Source organism: Flavobacterium sp. WC2430 (assembly GCF_040822075.1).
Taxonomy (GTDB): Bacteria; Bacteroidota; Bacteroidia; order Flavobacteriales; family Flavobacteriaceae; genus Flavobacterium.
Map to the genome: position 1 here is coordinate 2,446,762 of NZ_CP162007.1, position 21,016 is coordinate 2,467,777.

General features: G+C 31.5%; 18 protein-coding genes. 14 read left to right on the forward strand and 4 right to left on the reverse strand.

Annotation, left to right across the window (positions count from 1 at the left end):
- The first annotated feature begins 174 nt into the window (after window positions 1-174).
- From pfkA to AB3G36_RS10750, 4 genes are all read left to right on the forward strand, one after another.
- Complete coding sequence (gene pfkA, locus AB3G36_RS10735; RefSeq protein ID WP_367752579.1) at window positions 175-1,161, forward strand: 6-phosphofructokinase; 987 nt, start codon at window positions 175-177, stop codon at window positions 1,159-1,161.
- A gap of 73 nt (window positions 1,162-1,234) precedes the next feature.
- Window positions 1,235-2,239, forward strand: coding sequence for a type I glyceraldehyde-3-phosphate dehydrogenase (gene gap, locus AB3G36_RS10740; protein WP_367752581.1), 1,005 nt, complete (start codon window positions 1,235-1,237; stop codon window positions 2,237-2,239).
- Between the two features lie 134 nt (window positions 2,240-2,373).
- On the forward strand, window positions 2,374-3,225 hold the full coding sequence (locus AB3G36_RS10745; RefSeq protein ID WP_367752583.1) for an N-acetylglucosamine kinase: 852 nt from the start codon (window positions 2,374-2,376) through the stop codon (window positions 3,223-3,225).
- Between the two features lie 12 nt (window positions 3,226-3,237).
- A complete protein-coding gene (locus tag AB3G36_RS10750; RefSeq protein WP_367752585.1) occupies window positions 3,238-3,612 on the forward strand; it encodes a methylglyoxal synthase in 375 nt (124 codons plus the stop codon).
- A 145-nt stretch (window positions 3,613-3,757) separates the two neighbouring features.
- Here AB3G36_RS10750 and AB3G36_RS10755 read toward each other — a convergent pair whose 3' ends face one another.
- Both AB3G36_RS10755 and AB3G36_RS10760 read right to left on the reverse strand, forming a co-directional pair.
- Window positions 3,758-4,138 carry a RidA family protein gene (locus tag AB3G36_RS10755; protein ID WP_367752587.1) on the reverse strand — a complete coding sequence of 127 codons (381 nt, stop codon included), beginning with the start codon at window positions 4,136-4,138 and terminating at the stop codon, window positions 3,758-3,760.
- Window positions 4,139-4,163: 25 nt separating this feature from the next.
- Complete coding sequence (locus AB3G36_RS10760) at window positions 4,164-6,914, reverse strand: putative LPS assembly protein LptD (protein ID WP_367752589.1); 2,751 nt, start codon at window positions 6,912-6,914, stop codon at window positions 4,164-4,166.
- Window positions 6,915-6,996: 82 nt separating this feature from the next.
- Here AB3G36_RS10760 and AB3G36_RS10765 point away from each other — a divergent pair, with 82 nt between their 5' ends.
- The 8 genes from AB3G36_RS10765 to AB3G36_RS10800 all read left to right on the forward strand — a co-directional run bounded on the left by AB3G36_RS10765 (window position 6,997) and on the right by AB3G36_RS10800 (window position 16,794).
- Window positions 6,997-8,160 (forward strand): N-acetylmuramoyl-L-alanine amidase, encoded by a 1,164-nt coding sequence (locus AB3G36_RS10765; RefSeq protein ID WP_367752591.1) that lies wholly within the window; start codon window positions 6,997-6,999, stop codon window positions 8,158-8,160.
- Between the two features lie 48 nt (window positions 8,161-8,208).
- On the forward strand, window positions 8,209-9,168 hold the full coding sequence (locus tag AB3G36_RS10770) for an MlaD family protein (protein WP_367752593.1): 960 nt from the start codon (window positions 8,209-8,211) through the stop codon (window positions 9,166-9,168).
- Window positions 9,169-9,179: 11 nt separating this feature from the next.
- Window positions 9,180-10,517 carry a 4Fe-4S dicluster domain-containing protein gene (locus AB3G36_RS10775; protein ID WP_367752595.1) on the forward strand — a complete coding sequence of 446 codons (1,338 nt, stop codon included), beginning with the start codon at window positions 9,180-9,182 and terminating at the stop codon, window positions 10,515-10,517.
- Between the two features lie 87 nt (window positions 10,518-10,604).
- A complete protein-coding gene (locus tag AB3G36_RS10780) occupies window positions 10,605-11,396 on the forward strand; it encodes a (Fe-S)-binding protein (protein WP_367752597.1) in 792 nt (263 codons plus the stop codon).
- A gap of 173 nt (window positions 11,397-11,569) precedes the next feature.
- Window positions 11,570-12,052 (forward strand): ABC transporter ATPase, encoded by a 483-nt coding sequence (locus tag AB3G36_RS10785; protein WP_367752599.1) that lies wholly within the window; start codon window positions 11,570-11,572, stop codon window positions 12,050-12,052.
- Window positions 12,053-12,067: 15 nt separating this feature from the next.
- Window positions 12,068-15,061: a glycoside hydrolase family 3 N-terminal domain-containing protein gene (locus AB3G36_RS10790; protein ID WP_367752601.1), complete on the forward strand. Its 2,994-nt coding sequence runs from the start codon at window positions 12,068-12,070 to the stop codon at window positions 15,059-15,061.
- A gap of 111 nt (window positions 15,062-15,172) precedes the next feature.
- Window positions 15,173-16,342 carry an N-acetyl-alpha-D-glucosaminyl L-malate synthase BshA gene (gene bshA / locus AB3G36_RS10795; protein WP_367752603.1) on the forward strand — a complete coding sequence of 390 codons (1,170 nt, stop codon included), beginning with the start codon at window positions 15,173-15,175 and terminating at the stop codon, window positions 16,340-16,342.
- Between the two features lie 23 nt (window positions 16,343-16,365).
- Window positions 16,366-16,794: a protease complex subunit PrcB family protein gene (locus tag AB3G36_RS10800; RefSeq protein WP_367752605.1), complete on the forward strand. Its 429-nt coding sequence runs from the start codon at window positions 16,366-16,368 to the stop codon at window positions 16,792-16,794.
- A gap of 49 nt (window positions 16,795-16,843) precedes the next feature.
- Here AB3G36_RS10800 and AB3G36_RS10805 read toward each other — a convergent pair whose 3' ends face one another.
- Window positions 16,844-17,347, reverse strand: coding sequence for a hypothetical protein (locus tag AB3G36_RS10805; protein WP_367752607.1), 504 nt, complete (start codon window positions 17,345-17,347; stop codon window positions 16,844-16,846).
- Window positions 17,348-17,534: 187 nt separating this feature from the next.
- On the reverse strand, window positions 17,535-18,359 hold the full coding sequence (locus tag AB3G36_RS10810; RefSeq protein WP_367752609.1) for a UDP-2,3-diacylglucosamine diphosphatase: 825 nt from the start codon (window positions 18,357-18,359) through the stop codon (window positions 17,535-17,537).
- A gap of 183 nt (window positions 18,360-18,542) precedes the next feature.
- Here AB3G36_RS10810 and aroC point away from each other — a divergent pair, with 183 nt between their 5' ends.
- Both aroC and AB3G36_RS10820 read left to right on the forward strand, forming a co-directional pair.
- Window positions 18,543-19,601: a chorismate synthase gene (gene aroC, locus AB3G36_RS10815; RefSeq protein ID WP_367752611.1), complete on the forward strand. Its 1,059-nt coding sequence runs from the start codon at window positions 18,543-18,545 to the stop codon at window positions 19,599-19,601.
- A 104-nt stretch (window positions 19,602-19,705) separates the two neighbouring features.
- Window positions 19,706-20,992 carry a dicarboxylate/amino acid:cation symporter gene (locus AB3G36_RS10820; protein WP_367752613.1) on the forward strand — a complete coding sequence of 429 codons (1,287 nt, stop codon included), beginning with the start codon at window positions 19,706-19,708 and terminating at the stop codon, window positions 20,990-20,992.
- Window positions 20,993-21,016 lie beyond the last annotated feature (24 nt).

The window sequence follows — 21,016 nt, forward strand, 5'->3', positions numbered from 1 at the left end:
TTATCAAATAATAATTGAAAAATTTAACTTTTGTTGAAAAAAAACGGTTTTTTTTTGTTTTTTTGAAAACTTATTAACGAAAACGTTTGAATTTAGAGCACTTAACTAATTTAATATAAACATAACGCTTTAAGTGCTTTATGTTTGCTAATTTTACACTTTAATACTTAAATAATGCCAAAAACAATAAAAAAAATAGGGGTTTTAACTTCGGGTGGTGATTCACCTGGAATGAATGCTGCTATTCGATCAGTAGTTCGAACTTGCGCTTATCATAACATTGAATGTATAGGAATTTATAGAGGATATCAAGGAATGATTGAAGGAGACTTCAAAGAAATGGGTCCTCGCTCTGTAAATAATATTGTAAATAAAGGAGGGACAGTATTAAAATCTGCTCGTTCTCTTGAATTTAGAACACCAGAAGGAAGAAAAAAAGCACACGACCATCTTGTAAAAGCAGGGATTGATGCTTTAGTAGTAATTGGGGGAGATGGAACTTTTACAGGTGGCTTACTATTCAACACTGAATTTGATTTTCCAGTAATGGGAATTCCAGGAACCATTGATAATGACATATTTGGAACAAGTCATACCTTAGGTTACGATACTGCTTTAAACACTGTTGTAGATGTAATTGATAAAATTAGAGATACAGCTAGCTCACATAACAGATTATTTTTCGTAGAAGTTATGGGTAGAGATGCAGGTCATATTGCATTGAATGCTGGAATTGGTGCTGGTGCCGAAGAAATTCTTATTCCTGAAGAAGATTTAGGTTTAGATCGATTATTAGATTCTCTACAAAAAAGTAAAGCTTCTGGAAAATCATCGAGTATCGTTGTGATTGCCGAAGGGGATAAAATTGGTAAAAACGTTTTTGAATTAAAGGACTACGTTGAAGCAAATTTACCTGAGTATGATGTTAGAGTTTCTGTTTTAGGACATATGCAACGTGGTGGTTCACCATCTTGTTTTGACAGAGTTTTAGCAAGTAGATTAGGAGTGAAAGCTGTAGAATCATTGTTAGAAGGAAAATCGAATTATATGGTAGGTTTACAAAATGACAAAGTAAATCTTACTCCATTAGAGCAAGCTATAAAAGGAAAATCAGAAATTGATAGAGAGTTATTAAGAGTTTCTGATATCATGTCAACTTAGAGTTATAAAATGGAACTGTGTAACTACAGCTTCTGTTTTTTTAAATGAATAATAAACAATAAATAATAAAGAAATGTCAAAAGTAAAATTAGGAATAAACGGTTTTGGTAGAATTGGAAGAATTGTTTTTAGAGAATCTTTCAATAGAGACAATGTAGAAGTAGTAGCAATAAATGATTTATTAGATGTAGATCACTTAGCTTACTTATTAAAATACGATTCAGTTCACGGACGTTTTAATGGAACAGTTGAAGTAAAAGAAGGAAAACTTTTTGTAAACGGAAAAAACATTCGTATTACTGCAGAAAGAAATCCTGCTGACTTGAAATGGAATGAAGTTGATGTTGATGTAGTTGCTGAATGTACTGGTTTCTTTACTACTGTTGAAACTGCAAATGAGCACATTAAAGGTGGAGCAAAAAAAGTAATTATTTCAGCTCCTTCAGCTGATGCACCTATGTTTGTAATGGGAGTTAATCATACTGAAGCTAAAGCTTCTGATTTGATTGTTTCTAATGCATCTTGTACTACTAACTGTTTAGCTCCTTTAGCTAAAGTTATTAATGATAATTTTGGAATTGTTGAAGCTTTAATGACTACAGTTCATGCTACAACTTCAACTCAAATGACAACTGATGGTCCTTCTAGAAAAGACTGGAGAGGTGGACGTGCTGCATCATGTAACATCATTCCTTCTTCTACAGGAGCTGCTAAAGCAGTAGGTAAAGTTATTCCTGAATTGAATGGAAAATTAACTGGTATGGCTTTCCGTGTTCCTACTACAGATGTTTCTGCAGTAGATTTAACAGTAAAAGTTGCTAAAGAGACTTCTTACGAAGAAATCATGGCTGTGTTGAAAAATGCTTCTGAAACTAATATGAAAGGTGTTTTAGGATTTACTGAAGACTTAGTTGTTTCACAAGATTTCGTTGGTGATTCTAGAACTTCTATCATTGATGCTAATGCTGGAATTGGATTAAACTCTACTTTCTTCAAAATCATTTCTTGGTATGATAACGAATATGGTTATTCAAGTAAATTGATTGATTTATCTGTACATATTTCTGGATTAAAATAATCTTTTACATATTTATAAATCCCGTTATTGTATTTTAACGGGATTTTTATTTTTTATTCTTATATTGTATCGGTTTATAGTAAATCATTTTTATATTAAACCAGGAGCAAAACCAAAACCCAAAAACTAAAAAAATGAGATTAATTGTTGATAGTGGATCTACGAAAGCCGATTGGATTGCGATAGATGATGATGGAAAAATATTATTTACTACACAAACTTTAGGATTAAATCCTGAAATACTTGAAAATGATGAAATTATTGAGCGATTAAACGATCGTTTTGATATTTTGCAAAACAAAAAAAACGCAACTCATTTATTCTTTTATGGAGCTGGTTGTGGAACTGATAGAATGAAATTGACTTTGTCTCAAGCTTTTCAAAGTTATTTTCCAAATGCTATCATTACGGTTGAAGAAGATACCTATGCCGCAGTATATGCGACTACGCCAAAAAACCAAAAAGCAATTGTTTCTATTTTAGGAACAGGATCAAACTGTAGTTATTTTGATGGTAAAGAATTGCATCAAAAGGTGCAGTCATTAGGTTATATTGTAATGGATGATTGTAGTGGAAATGTTTTTGGAAAAGAATTAATTAGAAAGTATTACTTTAATAAAATGCCAAAGGAACTAGCTGAAGCATTTGAAAAGGAATATAATTTAGATCCCGACTTTATTAAAAGTAAATTATATAAAGAAGCAAATCCAAATGCCTATTTAGCCACTTTTGCTAAGTTTTTAATTCAGCATAAAGAGAGTGAATTATGTAAAAAGATAATCATGAAAGGGATGAAGTCTTTTGTGAAAAATTACATCAAACAATATGAAAATTGTAAAGAAGTACCTGTTCATTTTGTAGGGTCAATTGCTTTTTATTTAAAAGAAGAATTACAACAAACTTTTGATAAATATGAATTGCAACTAGGGAATGTACTTAGAAGACCTATTGATGGATTGATTGCTTATCATATTGCAAATAAATAAAGAGGGCTATCGATGGAAATTGCAATTATTGCCCATGATGGAAAAAAAGTAGATATGGTTCAGTTTTTGAATAAAAATATCGACATTTTAAAAAACGAAAAAATTAAGCTTATTGCAACTGGAACAACTGGTGGTAAAGCGGAGAATGCAGGATTTAAAGTAAAAAAGATGCTTTCAGGACCTATGGGAGGTGATGCTCAAATTGCAGCAAGAGTTGCTGAAGGTAAAACTAAATTAGTTTTATTTTTTAAAGATCCCTTAGCAAGTCATGCTCATGAAGTAGACATTAATATGTTACTTCGAGTTTGTGACGTACACAATGTGCCTATCGCAACAAATGAAGCTTCAGCACAATTGTTGTTAAATGCAATTATAATGAAATTATAGAACTTATATGTATACTATATTTATTAAACCGTTTTCTTTTGAGACGGTTTTTTTATTGATTTTGCTCCTGTTTCTATTAGAAATAAAAATGTCCCAACTTATAGCGGGACATTTTTAATTTTATAAAGGGTTTAGATTTTATAAACTATAGTATTGCAATCATTGAAATCTCTACATTTACATTCTTAGGTAAACAAGCTACTTGAACCGTTTCACGAGCTGGGGCTGTTTTTTCATTAAAATAAGTGGCATAGACTGAATTTATTTTGGCGAAATCATTCATGTCCATAATAAATATAGTTGTTTTCACTACATTTTCAAATGTCATTCCTGCTTCGTCAAGAACCGCTTTCATATTTTCCATGACTTGCTGCGTTTCTATTTGTATATTCTCAGTATTTAACTCATCCGTTTTTGGATCGATAGCTATTTGTCCAGACGTATATAGTGTGTTTCCTTTGAGTACGGCTTGATTGTATGGACCTATTGGCGCGGGAGCTTTATCGGTAAAAATTATTTTTTTCATAATATTTCATTTTCGTTATTTATTCTTAACGGTTGATAGTGCTTCGTTTATTCCATTTAATATCACTTAAAACACCAGATTTTATACCTATAAAAAATCCCCAGTTCGCATTAGTCCCAAAAGGAGTCCAGTTGAAATCCATTCTCCAGCTTAGTAAATCTCGTTCAAATCTTAGTTGTGTAAAGGTAACTCCATTTTGAACAAAATCATATCCAGTTGATATTCCAGCTTTCCATTTTGGTGTCAAGTCGGCATTTGCTGAAATCATGATAGAGTTTCCTATGATTTGCTTTTCTCTATTGTTATTTCCATAGGTTAAGGAGTAGGCAAAAGTCATGTCCCAAGGTAATTTGGATCTAAAAAATTCAGATATTTTATCATCGCCTTCTTCTTCACTGCCGTCAAATTGACTTTTAGTATTGTCATTTACAATGGTGTTTTTTCCAAAAAGATCATCTTCACGACCACCATTTCTTTCACTTTGGGTATTTTTATCTTTATTGGTTTTGTCTTTTTCTTTACTTGAAATAGAATAATTCAAAGTCATGTTTGCACTTGTCATTCTGAATAAACTTCCTCCATTATTAATATTAAAGGTGTTTATTCGAGTACCAGAATTGTTAATGGCATAGGGGTCTAATGTTGTCCCAAAATTAACATTCATTTTATTATTTAATAGTTGTGTTCCTCCACTTAATCTAAACGGAGCTAATGCTAGTGTATTGACTCCGTCAGCATCAAGATTGTAACTTGTTGAGATGTTTAAATTGTTAAGCAGCATTATTTTTTTTGCCTCTACCTTAGTACTGTCCCTGTCGGTCACTTTTGCTTCAAAAGTATTACTTAAATCAAAACCTAGTATATTTGAATTACTTAAACCGGGAGCTCCAAAGATGCCTCCTTCAAATCGAGTGTACTGTTTTGTAATGGTTCCAGTAGCATCAGAAGCATAGGTATCATAATATTTTTCAAAACTAGGGGTGTAGCTATAAGAAACAGATGGTCTCATAACATGTCTTATGGCTTGTATCTTTTTATCTTTACCAAAGTTAAAAGTTCCATAAATAGTTGTTCCTACACTGGATGAAAAAGAATAGGTTCTATACGCATCAAAACCATTCACAATTTTATCAACTACTTTACTTTGGTCTGAATCATAGCTGCGACTAATTGTTTTTGCATACCATACTTCTTCGTAGTTTAATGAAGTGGAAGCGCTAAAATATTTAAACAGTTTAAAATTGGTGCTTAAAGGAATACTGTGTTGTACTCCCATTTTTGCATCTTTAAACATTTGAGGTTTAAAAAATAGCGAATCCGTTGTTGTAATACTATTTCGACCATTCAAATTATATTGCAAATTGATGTTCTTAAAAAAACCTTTTTTTACTCCATCTTTCCCCACAAAAGGATAAATACGATCTACGCTTAGTTGAAGTGTAGGTAGTGTCATGTTTATAACTTCAGTCTGTGTATTTTGAGAATGAGTTGCTGATAGTGACATTCTTACCTGTGGGACCGAATTAAATGTTTTAGAATACGAAACAGATGAACTTAAGGTATTGTTAAGATTAGATCCAATATTAGCTTGATTTATAGATTGTTGGAAATACTTGCTACTTCCAAGATTGACAGAAGCTGAAAAACTGGAGTTAGGATTTGCTTTGGAATCTCGTGAATGTGACCATTGTATATTGTATATTTTTTGTTTACTATAATCAGGGTAGCCTCTTTCACTAGAAATTAAGTTTTCGTACCTAAAATTTAAATTTCCTCGGTAGCTGTATCGTTTAGCATAGGAGGACTCAAATCGCAAACCGTAACTTCCATTGGTGTAATAATCACCCAATACTGTTAAATCATAATTATCACTTAGTGCAAAATAATAGCCTCCATTTTGTAATGAAAAACCTCTAGTATTGGAGTCATTGTAACTGGGTAATATCAATCCAGAAATATTTGTTTCTTTGCTCATTGGAAAATAAGCAAATGGTAATGCAATGGGAGTAGGTACATTAGCGATTACCATATTAGTTAAACCAGTTATTACTTTTTTTCCAGGGATAAATTTTACTTTATTTGTTTGAAAATAATATTCAGGATTATCTACATCTTTTGAAGTGGTAAACCGAGCGCCTTTTAAAAAATAGACAGAATCATTTTCTTTTTTAGTTATCGAGGCTTTTATTTTAAACTCACCTTGGTCGGATCTGGAGTTCCATATTAAGGCTTTTTTAGTTTTGAAATTAAAACGAATAGAATCAGGTTCTACCTCATTAGCCCCTTGTTTAAAATGAGGGTATTGCGTGTACTTTCCCGTTGAATCTTTAATTCTTCCGGCATAGACTTCATTTTTTTCATAATCCATAATAATTATACCCGATGTTAATTCGACATCTTGATAGTATAATTCGGCTTTATCATATAAAGTTATTAGTTTTTTCTTTTGGTCAATTTTGGCATATTTTTCAGCCTTATATTTTACTTTTCCGTCAAGAAATGCTTTTTTAGATTTTAAAGTGTCAATTCTAATTAATGTATCAGTCTCTTTTTTTTGTTCTAAAAGAGTTTGATTCGATTTTGTACTAACTGAAGAGGACGTATCTACTTGCTTCTTAGCAGGTATAGCGCTCGTTTTTTTTGAAATATCTTGCGAATACAGATGATTGCATCCGATTGTAAGGAAAAATGATAATAAAACGATATTAAATAAGTTTGTCTGCAAAGGTTTTAATGCTATTTTTGTAAAATTATGGCCTGTTTTTTGAAGTGTCAAACTTACAGATTATTTTTTGTCAAAAATAATCAAATAAAAAAAATTATAACCGTAGTCTTTCATATAAATTAACTTTAGATTTATGCATATATTTTATAAGATGAAAATCATTATTCCTTTTTTACTATTTATAGTCACTTTTACAGGCTATGGACAATCAAACATTTTTAAAGTAACCCTAGATGCCGGACATGGAGATCATGATTTTGGTGCTGTTTATAATGGGCATGTTGAAAAAAATATTGCTTTAGCGGTAGTACTGAAAGTTGGAAAGTTATTAGAAGCTAATTCAAAGGTGGATGTAACGTACACTAGAAAGACTGATGTTTTTATAGATTTGGTTGAAAGAGCCAATATCGCCAATAGAGCTGATGCTAATATTTTTGTTTCTATTCATTGTAATGCCAATAGAAATACTGCAGCAGATGGTACAGAGACCTATGTAATGGGTATGAATAAAATCGCATCTAATTTAGAGGCGGCTAAGAAGGAAAACTCGGTTATTACTTTAGAGAAGGATTATAAACGAAAATATGAAGGATTTGATCCAAATTCTCCCGAAACAATGATTGGAATGACCTTAATGCAAGAAGAGTATTTAGATAATAGTATTACTCTTGCAAGTAAAATTGAAGAAGCATTTGGTGGTTTAGGAAAAAGAATTAGAGGTGGTGGTGTAAAGCAAGCTCCTTTTATGGTACTTCATAAAGCGTATATGCCAAGAGTGTTAATAGAGATGGGATTTATCTCTAATTTTACTGAAGGAAATTTATTAGATTCAGAGGATGGTCAAAATGAAATTGCCAAAGCTATTGCAAGTGCAATTATGAGTTATAAAAACGAGTATTATGGTAATGGTTCAACTGAAACCTATGAAGCAAGACCATCACAAAGGAGTATCGATAAGCCAGCTAAGGACACGGCTACTCCCGTTAAAACTAAAATTGTTTTAGAATCTGTGGAGTTAAAAAAAACTGCCTCTAGCCGAAATAATGAAGTTCTTTTTAAAGTTCAAATTTCAGCAAGTAGTAGAAAATTAGATTTGGAACCAAAAAATTTTAGAGGATTAAAAAATATATCTTTAGAGTATGAAAATAGAGTTTATAAATACATGTACGGTGAAACTTCTGATTATAATGAATCTAAAAGTTTATTAGAAGAAGCTAAAGCAAAGGGTTATGAATCGGCTTTTTTAATAGCATTTAAAAATGGTGAAAAAATCAGCATTCAAGAAGCTATTAAATAACTATAAGTTCGAATTTTTTATATTAAATTTGTACAAAATACTTACATTTTGAAATTAACAAGAGAAATCAAGACAGCAATTTTAGTAATTGCTTCAATATTATTATTTATTTGGGGTTATAGTTTCTTAAAAGGGAGAGATCTTTTTACGAGTTATAAAACATTATATGTCGAATACCAATCAGTAGAAGGGTTAGCTAAATCAGCTCCAGTTACTTTAAACGGTCTAGTAATCGGTAAAGTAAACAGCATTACGATAAATGAAAATACAGGAAACTTATTAGTAGAATTACAAATCAAATCGGATTTTCCTATTTCTAAATCCAGTGTTGCCTCTATCTATGAACCAGGGTTAATTGCTGGCAAACAAATAGCAATTGAACCTAATTTTAAGGATAAAAGTATTGCTCTTACTGGAGAAAAACTAACAGGCAATATTAAACTTGGACTTACTGATAAAGTTGGTGATCAATTGGTTCCTCTTCAGGATAAATTAGAAAAAATAATGGATAATGCTGATAAACTAATTAGTGGTGTCAATAACGTTTTAGATAAAAAAGCCCAAGATGATTTAAAGATTAGTTTAGCTGAATTAAGCAAAACAATGGAGCAATTTCATAAAGCATCTATCAGCATGAATACCATCTTGGAAGATAATAAAACTCAAATAAAAGGAGTCGTTACCAATTTCAATAAAATTTCTGGAGATTTTTCTAAAATATCAGATTCATTGAATAAAGCTGATTTAGGAAAAACGGTTAAAAACCTTAATACGACATTAGCAAAAGTGGATGGTATTATGGACGGAATAAAATCTGGAAAAGGGACAATGGGTAAATTAGTAACCGATGACGCTTTATATACGAATTTAGCAAAAACATCTAAAGAGTTGGAGTTATTGCTACAAGATGTTAGACTTTATCCTACTAGGTATGTAAATGTTTCTCTTTTTGGAAAGAAAAATAAGCCCTATAAGGCTCCAGTTGCAGATACAATTTCAAAAAAATAAAACAATTTTTCATGAGCTATTTAGACAATATATTATTTGCCATAGTTTTAGTTATTGGGTTTGGTTATTTTTTTAATAATATAAAAAAAATAATTAGAAACATCAATCTAGGTATAGATGTTGACAGGAAAGACAATTCTGGTTCTCGTTGGAAAAACATGGCTATGATAGCTTTGGGGCAATCAAAAATGGTCAAAAGACCCATTGCTGGTGCGCTTCATATTGTTGTTTATTTGGGATTCATAATAATCAATATTGAGCTTGTAGAAATAATTATTGACGGTTTATTTGGTACTCATAGAATATTTGCCTTTTTAGGAACTGCTTATAATGTTTTAATTGGTTCTTTTGAAATATTGGCATTTTTGGTTTTGGTTGCAGTTACTGTTTTTTGGATTAGAAGAAACATTGTGAGATTAAAACGATTCATGAATCCTGAAATGAAAGGATTTCCAAAAAGTGATGCTAATTACATCCTCTATTTCGAAATGGTATTGATGACCTTATTCCTTTTGATGAATGCTTCTGATCTGCATTTGCAAAATGTACCAGGAGGTTTCTCTCATTTTATTCAAGCGGGTTCGTTTCCAATAAGTCAATTCATTGAGCCTTTGTTTAATGGCATGTCAAATGAATTTGTGATGTTGTTAACTCAAATATTCTGGTGGCTACATATAGTAGGTATTTTAGTATTTATGAACTATTTGTATTTTTCAAAACACTTACACATACTATTAGCTTTCCCAAACACCTATTTTGCAAATTTAAACCCATTGGGACAATTTGATAATTTAGAAGCAGTTACTACAGAAGTAAAAATGATGATGGATCCTAATGCTGATCCATTTGCAGCAGCGCCAGCTCCAGTAGAAGGAGAGTTGCCAGCTAAATTTGGAGCAAGTGATATTCAGGATTTAAACTGGGTACAATTGCTAAACGCCTATACCTGTACAGAATGTGGCCGTTGTACATCATCTTGTCCAGCAAATCAAACAGGGAAGAAATTATCTCCTCGTAAGATCATGATGGATACTAGAGATAGAATGGAAGAAGTAGGTAAAAATATTGATGCAAACAAAGGTGTTTTTATTCCGGATAATAAAACATTATTAAACGATTATATTACACCTGAGGAATTGTGGGCTTGTACATCTTGTAATGCATGTGTTGAAGAATGTCCAGTTAATATAAGTCCTCTTTCGATTATTATGGATATGCGTCGTTATTTAGTTATGGAGCAAAGTGCAGCGCCAATGCCACTAAATGCAATGATGACAAATATTGAAAATAATGGGGCACCATGGCAGTTTAATCAACAAGATAGATTGAATTGGAAAAATGAACATTAATATTTTAAGGTACTTTGTTAATAGCTTTTACTACTTTAAAATTATAAGATAACCAGTTAGTTTGAAAACTGAATAAAATAACACAAAATGTCAGAAAATTTAATAGTGCCAACTATGGCAGAGATGCTTGCTCAAGGAAAACAGCCAGAAGTGTTGTTTTGGGTGGGTTGCGCAGGAAGTTTTGACGATAGAGCAAAAAAAATTACTAAAGCATTTGTTCGAATTTTAAATCGTGCTAATGTACCTTTTGCTGTGCTTGGTACAGAAGAAAGTTGTACAGGAGATCCTGCAAAAAGAGCAGGAAATGAATTTTTGTTTCAAATGCAGGCCATGATGAACATTGAAGTTTTGAATGGATATGAGGCAAAGAAAATAGTGACCGCCTGTCCGCATTGTTTTAATACTTTGAAAAATGAATACCCTGAATTAGGAGGTAAATATGAAGTAATTCACCATACTGAGTTTTTAAAATCATTATTAGATACTGGTAGACTGACTATTGAAGGAGGACAGTTTAAAGGAAAGAAAATTACTTTTCATGACCCGTGTTATTTAGGAAGAGCAAATAATGTGTATGAAGCTCCAAGAGATTTAATTTCAAAATTGGATGCTGAATTAGTTGAAATGAAACGTTCAAAAGTAAATGGACTTTGTTGTGGTGCTGGTGGTGCTCAAATGTTTAAGGATGCTGAACCTGGTAATAAGGAAGTAAATGTTTTAAGAACTGAAGATGCATTGGAAGTGCAACCAAACATTATTGCTACTGGATGTCCTTTTTGTAATACAATGATGACTGATGGTATTAAAAACAAAGAAAAAGAAGCTGATGTTAAAGTAATGGACATAGCGGAATTAATTGCAAATGCGCAAGATCTATAAGAGAGCATCATCATTATTAGTTTGTAGTTTTATTTTATTCTAGTTTAATACTATGAATTCCAAACTAGATTAGCTGTTTGCAAAAATGCTTTTTAATAATATTAATTATACTATAAAACGAGATTAGTTTTCATTCAGAAATCTAAAATCGTTTTTCTAAAATCATAAATCATATGTACGTACCATTTGAAAATTTACCCGAAGAATCCAGAATTTGGATTTACCAATCGAATAGAAAATTTTCGGATGCCGAGTTTTCCGAAATCGAAGTTGCTTTAAATACTTTTCTTGAAGCTTGGGCAGCACATGGAACTAGTTTAGAATCTTCGTACCAATTAAAATACAATAGATTTATTATTATTGCTGTGAATCAGGATGTTCAGGCGGCAACAGGATGTTCAATCGATTCATCAGTTGAATTTATTCAAAGTTTGGAGCAAAAATATGCAGTAGATTTATTGGATAAAATGAATGTTACTTTTAAACTAGGAGAACATATTGCTCATAAGCCATTAATAGATTTCAAAAAAATGGTTAAAGATAAAGCTGTTACTGAAAACACTATTGTTTTTAATAATTTAGTGAACAATATCGAGGAATATAATGAATCATGGGAAGTTCCAGCTTTAGACAGTTGGCACAGTCGATTTTTCTAAAATAAAAATACTTTAATGAAAAATATAGGCATCAGAAATTCTTTTCTTTATGTCTTATTTTTTTTTGTAGCCAGTTGTATTGGTACAAAAAATAATAAGCCAAAAGTCGTTTTTTCTCATATTCCAACAGAGGTTAGTGATTTTAAAATTGATAAATCCAAAGAAGAGACCTCCCTTTTTAAGTTGTCTCGTGATGGGAATAAATGGGTTGACAGTATATATAGCGGACTCTCATTTGATGAAAAATTAGGGCAGTTATTTATGGTAGCGGCATATTCAAATAAAGATGCTGCTCATGAAAATGCGATTGATAAACTAATTACAGAAAACAAAATTGGAGGATTAATATTCTTTCAAGGCGGTCCTGTTCGTCAAGCAAAATTGACCAATCGGTATCAGTCTAAATCCAAAACACCTTTATTTATAGGAAATGATGCGGAGTGGGGTTTAAGTATGCGACTGGATTCTACCTATAGTTATCCTTATAATATGACTTTGGGTGCTGTTCAGGATATTAAGTTGATTGAAAAAATGGGTGAACAAATTGGGGATCAAAGTAAAAGATTGGGACTTCAGTTCAACTTTGCTCCAGTACTTGACATCAATACCAATCCCAATAATCCTATTATTGGATTTCGTTCTTTTGGAGAAGATAAATACAATGTCACCGAAAGAGCTATTGCACTCATGAAAGGGTTTCAAAGTAAAGGAATATTTGCAACAGGAAAACATTTTCCAGGTCATGGTGATACGGAAACAGATTCTCATAAAGGGTTACCTACTGTGAATTTTTCAAAAGAAAGACTCGAAATCATGGAGTTTTGGCCTTATAAAAAAGCTTTTGAAGAAGGATTGTCTTCTGTTATGGTGGCACATCTAAATGTTCCAAGTTTAGAATCAAGACCCAATTATCCATCTTCGATTTCCTATAATGTTGTAACTAATGTTCTTCAAAAAGAATTAGGATTTAAAGGTCTAATTTTTACTGATGCACTGAATATGAAAGCAGTGAGCAATTATAAAAAGCCAGGTGAAGTGGATTTAGATGCTTTTTTGGCTGGAAATGATATTTTATTATTTCCTGAAGATGTTCCAGTGGCTTTAGAAACATTAAAAAAAGCGTATCAGGATTCTTTGTTTACCGCAGAAAGATTGGATTTCTCGGTTAAGAAAATTTTAAAATTTAAATATTTGGCAGGCTTGAATTCATATAAGCCTATTGAGATTTCAAATTTGTACCAAGATCTTAATTCGTCAAAAAATGATGCATTGCAATATGAATTGTATGAAAATGCAATTACAGTTTTAAAAAATGAAACATCTATTTTGCCTATTAAGAATTTAGAAAATCAAAAGATTGCGTATGTAAAAATGGGTGATGCTACAAACAGTACTTTTGTTTCAACATTAAAAAAATATACAGAGGTTACTGAGATTACGGATACCAACATAGATAGTTTGCAATCTAAATTAAAACAGTTTAATACCGTAATTATAGGATATCATAAATCGGATGCTGCTTTTAAGAACCATGATTTTAAACCATCGGAATTAGTAAAATTGGCTTCATTGGCCAAAAATAATAATGTAATTCTGGATGTTTTTGCATCTCCATATTCATTAATTCCTGTGACCGATTTTAATGATTTTAAAGGGATTATTGTTTCCTATCAAAACAGTGCAATTGCACAAGAAGTTTCGGCTGAATTGATTTTTGGTGCCATAAGCGCTAAAGGAAAATTGCCAGTTTCAATTACTAATAGTTTTAATGCCAATTTTGGTTTAACTACTGAAAAATTAAATGTATTAGGTTTCACTGCTCCTGAAAACGTGGGAATGAACCCTTTAGTTTTAGCAAAAATTGACAACCTAGCACGCAAAGCAATAAATGGTAAAATGACGCCTGGATTACAGATTTTGGTGGCTAGAAAAGGGAAAGTAATTTATCAAAAATCATTTGGAAGTCCAACCTATGATTCTGCTGTAAAAGTTACTAATTCAGATGTTTACGATGTGGCTTCATTGACCAAAATACTATCTACATTGCCCAATGTGATGGTACAATACGATCAGCAGAAGATAAATATGGAAACTAGATTGGATTCTATGTTGCCTATTTTTAAAAACTCAAATAAAGCTGATATTCATTTTAAAGAGTTATTATCCCATTATGCCAGATTGCAACCTTGGATTCCTTTTTATAAAGCTACAATTGATAAAAATGGAAATCCATTGGATAAATATTATAAGAAAGTTCAGGAGCCTAATTTTGCTGTAAAAATTGCTGACAGCCTGTTTTTAAGATCGGATTATAATGATACGATTATGAAATTGATTGTTGACAGTAAATTATTACCCCAAAAAAAATACAAATACAGTGATTTTACGTTTATGATTTTGAAGGAATATTTGGAAAAAGCAACAGGAAAAAAATTAGATGTTCTAAGTACTGAGAATTTCTATAAACCACTGGGTACTAATAATACGATGTACAATCCATTAGGAAAAATCAATAAAAATAGAATAATACCAACAGAAATCGATACGTATTTCCGTCATCAAATAATCCAAGGTTATGTTCATGATATGGGAGCAGCTATGGAAGGTGGCGTTGGAGGGCATGCAGGAATCTTTTCAAATAGTATGGATGTTGCCAAAATAATGCAGTTGTACCTTCAAAAAGGGAATTATGGCAATCATCAATATTTTTCTGAAAAGACATTTAATGACTTTAACACTTGCTATTTTTGTTCTGAAGGAAATAGGAGGGGAGTAGGGTTTGATAAACCACAACTAGGAAGTAGTGGACCAACTTGTGGTTGTGCTTCGATGACCAGTTTTGGGCATACAGGATTTACGGGAACAATGGCTTGGGCTGATCCCGAAACTGATATCGTTTATATCTTTTTATCGAATAGGACATTTCCAGCTGAATCAGCCAATAAATTATCAAAAGAGAATATACGCGAAGACATTCAAGAATTAATATATCAGGCTATTGAAAATTGATTATTATAATTAAATTATTTTTTATTAATTAGGAATCATTAGTAGCATTTTTTTATTAAAAATAGAATGGCATCGCAATTTTCCTTAAATTCGTTTTATTAAAATATACCCATGAAAATTGCAATAGTTTGTTATCCTACATTTGGAGGAAGTGGCGTTGTCGCTACAGAGTTAGGGCTTGAATTAGCTAGACTAGGACATGAAATCCATTTTATTACTTATAGTCAACCAGTACGTTTGGCATTATTGAATCCCAATGTTCATTATCACGAAGTGAATGTGCCGGAATATCCTTTATTTCATTATCAACCTTATGAATTAGCTTTGTCGAGTAAGTTAGTTGATATGGTTAAACTACATAAAATTGAGATTTTGCACGTGCATTATGCCATTCCACATGCTTATGCAGGATATATGGCTAAACAAATGCTTAAGGACGAAGGAATTGAAATTCCAATGGTTACGACGCTACATGGAACAGATATTACATTAGTAGGGAATCATCCATTTTATAAACCAGCAGTAAGTTTTAGCATCAACAAATCGGATGTGGTAACTTCTGTCTCCCAAAGTTTAAAGGATGATACTTATAAATTATTCAATATTAAAAGAGACATACATGTAATACCCAATTTTATTGAATTAGATAAAAATAATACTGATCCTAGTATTGCTTGTCACCGTTCCGTAATGGCAAAACCAACGGAACGTATAATTACTCATATCAGTAATTTTAGAAAAGTAAAAAGGATTCCAGATGTAATTAAAATATTTTATAAAATTCAAAAAGAAATTCCTGCTAAATTAATGATGGTGGGAGATGGTCCTGAAAAGGAAAAGGCAGAATATTTATGCCAAGAATTAGGGATTTTGGATAAAGTAATCTTTTTTGGTAATAGCAATGAGATTGATAAGATATTAAGTTATACGGATTTATTTTTATTGCCTTCTGAAACGGAAAGTTTTGGACTTGCAGCTCTTGAAGCTATGGCTTGGAGTGTTCCAGTAATTTCAAGTAACTCGGGTGGTTTGTCTGAAGTTAATTTTGATGGAATTTCAGGATATTTAAGTGATGTAGGGAAGACTGATGAAATGGCCGAGAATGCATTGAAAATTTTGAGTGATGAAGAAACTCTTTTAAAATTTAAAGAAAATGCTTTATCAGTTGCAAAAAAATTCGATATTAAAAACATTTTACCGCTCTATGTTGAATTGTACCAAAAAGCAATAAAGAAATATTCGAAAAAAAATAAATTTCTAAGAGAAGCCAAAAAAGAATAATTCTTTAGAATTAAGATAAAAAAATGAAAAAAACAGCAATAGCATTATTTACTTTGACTTTGTTTTCCTGTGGGACTACTGTAACAAAGAGTACAGGAAAAAAAGCTTTATATGAGGTCTTAACTCAGCAGTCAGATGGTGGTGGAAACATTCATTTCTTTGAAATTCTTACGGAACCAAATGAAATTAGGATGTTGCAGAATGATAAAATGCTGAAAAATAAAATTAGCCCAACTGATGTTCAAAAATCAAATTTTGTCATTTTAAATATGGGAGAGAAAACTACAGGTGGATTTAAAATAACGGTTGAAAATGTAGTTGAAACGGATAAAAATGTAATTGTTACAGTAAAAGAAACTGAACCTGAAGCAGGGACAATAGTCACTCAAGGTTTTACTTATCCTTTTTGTGTAGTAAAAATAAATTCTAAAAAAGAAATTATAATTAAATAAAAAAATGCCACTATTTCTAGTGGCATTTTTTATATAATAAAACTAAGTTTTAGAATTGGTATCTAACACTTAATGCGATGTCTGAACCATAATTGTTTTTGTAATATCCGTTTCCACCAAATTCTGGTCTGAAATCCAAAGATACTAACAAAGGAATGTCAAAGTTGTATTCTAATCCTACATCCCCTGCAGCAAAAGCAAAAGTATCATTGTAGTGATTTCCACCGTTGTCATAACTATAACTACCTAATCCACCACCTACACCAGCATACCAGTTGAAACCACCATCAATGTTCCAAACCCATTGGTACAAACCAGCTAATTTTATAGCATTGTCATCATAACCATTGTGATTAAAATCACTTCTGTTTCTCCAACCTAAATCTAATTCTAATCTATTGTTGCTTGATAAAGCTCTTTGGTAAGAAAGTTCTCCTCCAAATCCACCATTGTCACCAAAACGAAGTCCTAATGCATTTTTAGAGATATCTTGTGCCTGTGCGCTAAATGCTAAACCGATTAGCATAAAAGCAGATAAAATAATTTTTTTCATTTGTTAATTTTTTGTTTTTACAAATTTACTAAACAATACAAAGAATCGATTTATACTATAATTCTTATTTGTTATATAATTTACATGTTTGTGAAAAAATTAGCACAGCTGAACTTCATTATATAAAACATAATCGCTATAAATTATGTGTTTTAAAACATCTATTAATTTAGGAGAGTAAATGGATTTATTTGGACAAAAGAATAGAATTAACAAGTTCATTACTCAAAAGATCTTCCATTTCAAATAAATTTTCTTCTTCAGAATAATTAGTTTCTTTATAATGATATAGTTTCCATCGTTTTTTATTGTATTCCAAAGCAGTTAAATTCTCCACCCAATCTCCAGAATTCAAATACAATGTTTTCCCATTTTTATTTTCTTTTTTTATGATTTTTGGCTCATGTATATGTCCGCAAATTACATAATCGTATTTTTTTTCTATTGCAATATCAGTAGCCGTTTCTTCAAAATCCGATATGTGCTTTACTGCTTTCTTGACACTTGCTTTGATTTTTTTAGAAAAAGAATAGGGTTCTTTTCCAAATCGTTTTAAACACCAATTAACAAAACGGTTTATTAGAATCAGATAGTCATAACCTAATCCACCTAGTTTTGCAATCCATTTAGCATGATGTACAGAAGCATCAAATACATCGCCATGAAATATCCACGCTTTTTTGTCGTCTAGTTCCAATACTAATTTATCAACCAAGGCAAAATTACCCATATTCATGTCACTGAATTTCCGTAGCATTTCATCGTGATTTCCAGTGATATAATACACTTTTGTTCCTTTTGAAGCAAAGCTTATTATTTTTTGAATGACTTTTAGATGTGTTTTTGGAAAATACGATTTTCTAAATTGCCAGATATCAATAATATCTCCATTTAAAACTAGAATTTTAGGCTTTATGGAAGATAAATATTTGTTGAGTTCAATGGCATGGCTTCCAAAAGTTCCAAGATGAACATCAGATATAACAACCAATTCCACTTTTCTTTTTTTCAATTGTATTTAATTTGAAGTTTAACAAATGAATTCAATTAATCGCAATTGTATTTAACGATAAGGTTAATAATTTAGCTTTAATATTAATTAAAAGTCAATAAATGCTATTTGATTCTTAAAAGTTTAAACTTTTAATTTTTAAACTTTAAACTAAAATGCTACTTTTGTTCAAAACATATAATAATGGCAGGAAATAGCTACGGAACACTATTTAGAATAACCACTTTTGGTGAATCACATGGAGAAGCATTAGGTGGAATTATAGATGGTTGCCCATCAGGAATACAATTAGATTTAGAGGCAATTCAACTTGAAATGTCTAGAAGAAAACCAGGCCAATCGGCAATTGTTACGCAACGAAAAGAACCAGATGATGTTCAATTTTTATCAGGAATCTTTGAAGGTAAAACAACTGGAACACCAATAGGTTTTATTATTCCAAATACAAACCAAAAATCGGATGATTACTCCCATATAAAAGACAATTATAGACCTAGTCATGCTGATTATGTTTATGATCAAAAATATGGTTTTAGAGACTATAGAGGTGGAGGAAGAAGTTCTGCTCGTGAAACAGCAAGTAGAGTTGTTGCAGGTGCAATTGCAAAACAAATGTTGCCCGAAATAAAAATCAATGCTTATGTTTCTTCAGTAGGCCCCATATTTTTAGAAAAACCGTATCAAGATTTAGATTTTTCAAAAATAGAAAGTAATCCAGTACGTTGCCCAGATGAAGAGATGGCAGTTGTAATGGAAGATTATATTCGTGAAATTCGTAAAGAAGGGAATACTGTAGGTGGTACTGTAACTTGTGTGATACAAAATGTCCCCGTAGGATTAGGGGAACCTGTTTTTGATAAACTTCATGCTGAACTAGGTAAAGCAATGCTTTCCATAAATGCGGTAAAAGGATTTGAATATGGAAGTGGTTTCTGTGGTGCAAAGATGAAAGGAAGTGAACACAACGATTTATACAATACGGACGGAACTACCAAAACAAATCTTTCTGGAGGAATTCAAGGTGGAATTAGTAATGGAATGGATATTTATTTCAGAGTAGCATTTAAACCAGTTGCTACTATTATGCAAAAACAAGAATCATTAGATAATAAAGGTAATATTACCGAAATGACTGGTAAAGGTCGCCATGATCCTTGTGTTGTTCCACGTGCTGTTCCTATTGTTGAAGCAATGGCTGCCATTGTATTAGCTGATTTTTACTTGATCAATAAGACGTATTAATACGCACTATTTTTTTTTCGTTAAAAAAGAATTTAAAATATTTCTTATAATAGATTAAACCTGGGTTCAAATCCCAAACTAACCATTAAATAAAAAACCATTAGATGAATTCTACAGAAACAAAAAAGCCGTCAATCTTATCAAATTTGACTACGCAAATACTTATTGCAATGATTTTAGGAATTGCTTTAGGTATCGTAATTCATAATACAATTTCAGAAGAAGGCGCTTTGGAGTTTAGTGATAAAATAAAAATTCTTGCTACCGTTTTTATTAGATTGGTACAAATGATTATTTCTCCACTAGTATTTACAACACTGGTAGTTGGTATTGCAAAATTAGGTAATGTGAGTGCAGTTGGGAGAATTGGAGGAAAAGCTTTGGCTTGGTTTTTTACGGCTTCATTTATTTCATTACTATTGGGAATGTTTTTTGTAAACACACTTAAACCTGGAGAGGGGCTTAACTTATCAAATATTGATTTAGGTTCAGCATCAGAAGTGGCAGAAAATTCTAAAAGTATTTCTTTTGATAATTTTATTGCACATATAGTTCCCAAGAGTATTTTTGAAGCAATGGCAACAAATGAGATCCTTCAAATTGTGGTTTTTTCTATTTTCTTTGGTTTGGCAGCTGCCGCAATAGGAGATTATGTAAAACCGGTTGTTAATGGTTTAGACAAAATGTCACATATTATTCTAAAAATGGTTAATTATGTTATGAACTTTGCACCAATTGGAGTTTTTGGAGCTATTGCAGGAGTTTTTGCTGTTAGAGATTTTCAAGAACTAGCTATCACTTATTTTAAATTTTTTGGATCTTTTTTAATAGGAATTTCATCCCTTTGGGTTGTATTAATAGCGGTTGGTTATATTTTTCTAAAAAGCAGAATGACCGTTTTGCTTAAAAGAATTGTTAGCCCATTGATTATAGCTTTTGGAACAACAAGTAGTGAAGCCGTTTTTCCTAAATTGACTGAAGAGCTAGAACGTTTTGGAGTAAAAGACAAAATTGTTTCCTTCATGTTGCCTTTAGGATATTCATTTAATCTTGATGGGAGTATGATGTATATGACTTTTGCTAGTATTTTTATTGCTCAAGCTTATGGAGTTCATTTAGATTTAGGAACTCAAATGACGATGCTTCTAGTTTTAATGCTTACAAGCAAAGGAATTGCAGGTGTGCCTAGAGCAAGTTTAGTAGTTGTTGCTGCTACTTGTGGTATGTTTGATATTCCAATTGAAGGTATTGCATTAATATTACCAATTGATCATTTTTGTGATATGTTTAGAAGTGCTACTAATGTATTAGGAAATGCATTGGCAACATCAGTAGTAGGAAGCTGGGAAAACGATGATGATTTAGAAGCGGTTCCAGTTGATGTCAATTAATTAGTTATCATTTTATTTAAAATA

Coding starts and splice junctions, on each gene's coding strand:
- gap (WP_367752581.1), top strand. CDS start 1,235: ATGTCAAAAGTAAAATTAGGAATAAACGGTTTTGGTAGAATTGGAAGA.
- AB3G36_RS10755 (WP_367752587.1), bottom strand. CDS start 4,138: ATGAAAAAAATAATTTTTACCGATAAAGCTCCCGCGCCAATAGGTCCA.
- AB3G36_RS10745 (WP_367752583.1), top strand. CDS start 2,374: ATGAGATTAATTGTTGATAGTGGATCTACGAAAGCCGATTGGATTGCG.
- AB3G36_RS10800 (WP_367752605.1), top strand. CDS start 16,366: ATGAAAAAAACAGCAATAGCATTATTTACTTTGACTTTGTTTTCCTGT.
- aroC (WP_367752611.1), top strand. CDS start 18,543: ATGGCAGGAAATAGCTACGGAACACTATTTAGAATAACCACTTTTGGT.
- AB3G36_RS10820 (WP_367752613.1), top strand. CDS start 19,706: ATGAATTCTACAGAAACAAAAAAGCCGTCAATCTTATCAAATTTGACT.
- AB3G36_RS10750 (WP_367752585.1), top strand. CDS start 3,238: ATGGAAATTGCAATTATTGCCCATGATGGAAAAAAAGTAGATATGGTT.
- pfkA (WP_367752579.1), top strand. CDS start 175: ATGCCAAAAACAATAAAAAAAATAGGGGTTTTAACTTCGGGTGGTGAT.
- AB3G36_RS10775 (WP_367752595.1), top strand. CDS start 9,180: ATGAGCTATTTAGACAATATATTATTTGCCATAGTTTTAGTTATTGGG.
- AB3G36_RS10805 (WP_367752607.1), bottom strand. CDS start 17,347: ATGAAAAAAATTATTTTATCTGCTTTTATGCTAATCGGTTTAGCATTT.
- bshA (WP_367752603.1), top strand. CDS start 15,173: ATGAAAATTGCAATAGTTTGTTATCCTACATTTGGAGGAAGTGGCGTT.
- AB3G36_RS10785 (WP_367752599.1), top strand. CDS start 11,570: ATGTACGTACCATTTGAAAATTTACCCGAAGAATCCAGAATTTGGATT.
- AB3G36_RS10780 (WP_367752597.1), top strand. CDS start 10,605: ATGTCAGAAAATTTAATAGTGCCAACTATGGCAGAGATGCTTGCTCAA.
- AB3G36_RS10765 (WP_367752591.1), top strand. CDS start 6,997: ATGCATATATTTTATAAGATGAAAATCATTATTCCTTTTTTACTATTT.
- AB3G36_RS10790 (WP_367752601.1), top strand. CDS start 12,068: ATGAAAAATATAGGCATCAGAAATTCTTTTCTTTATGTCTTATTTTTT.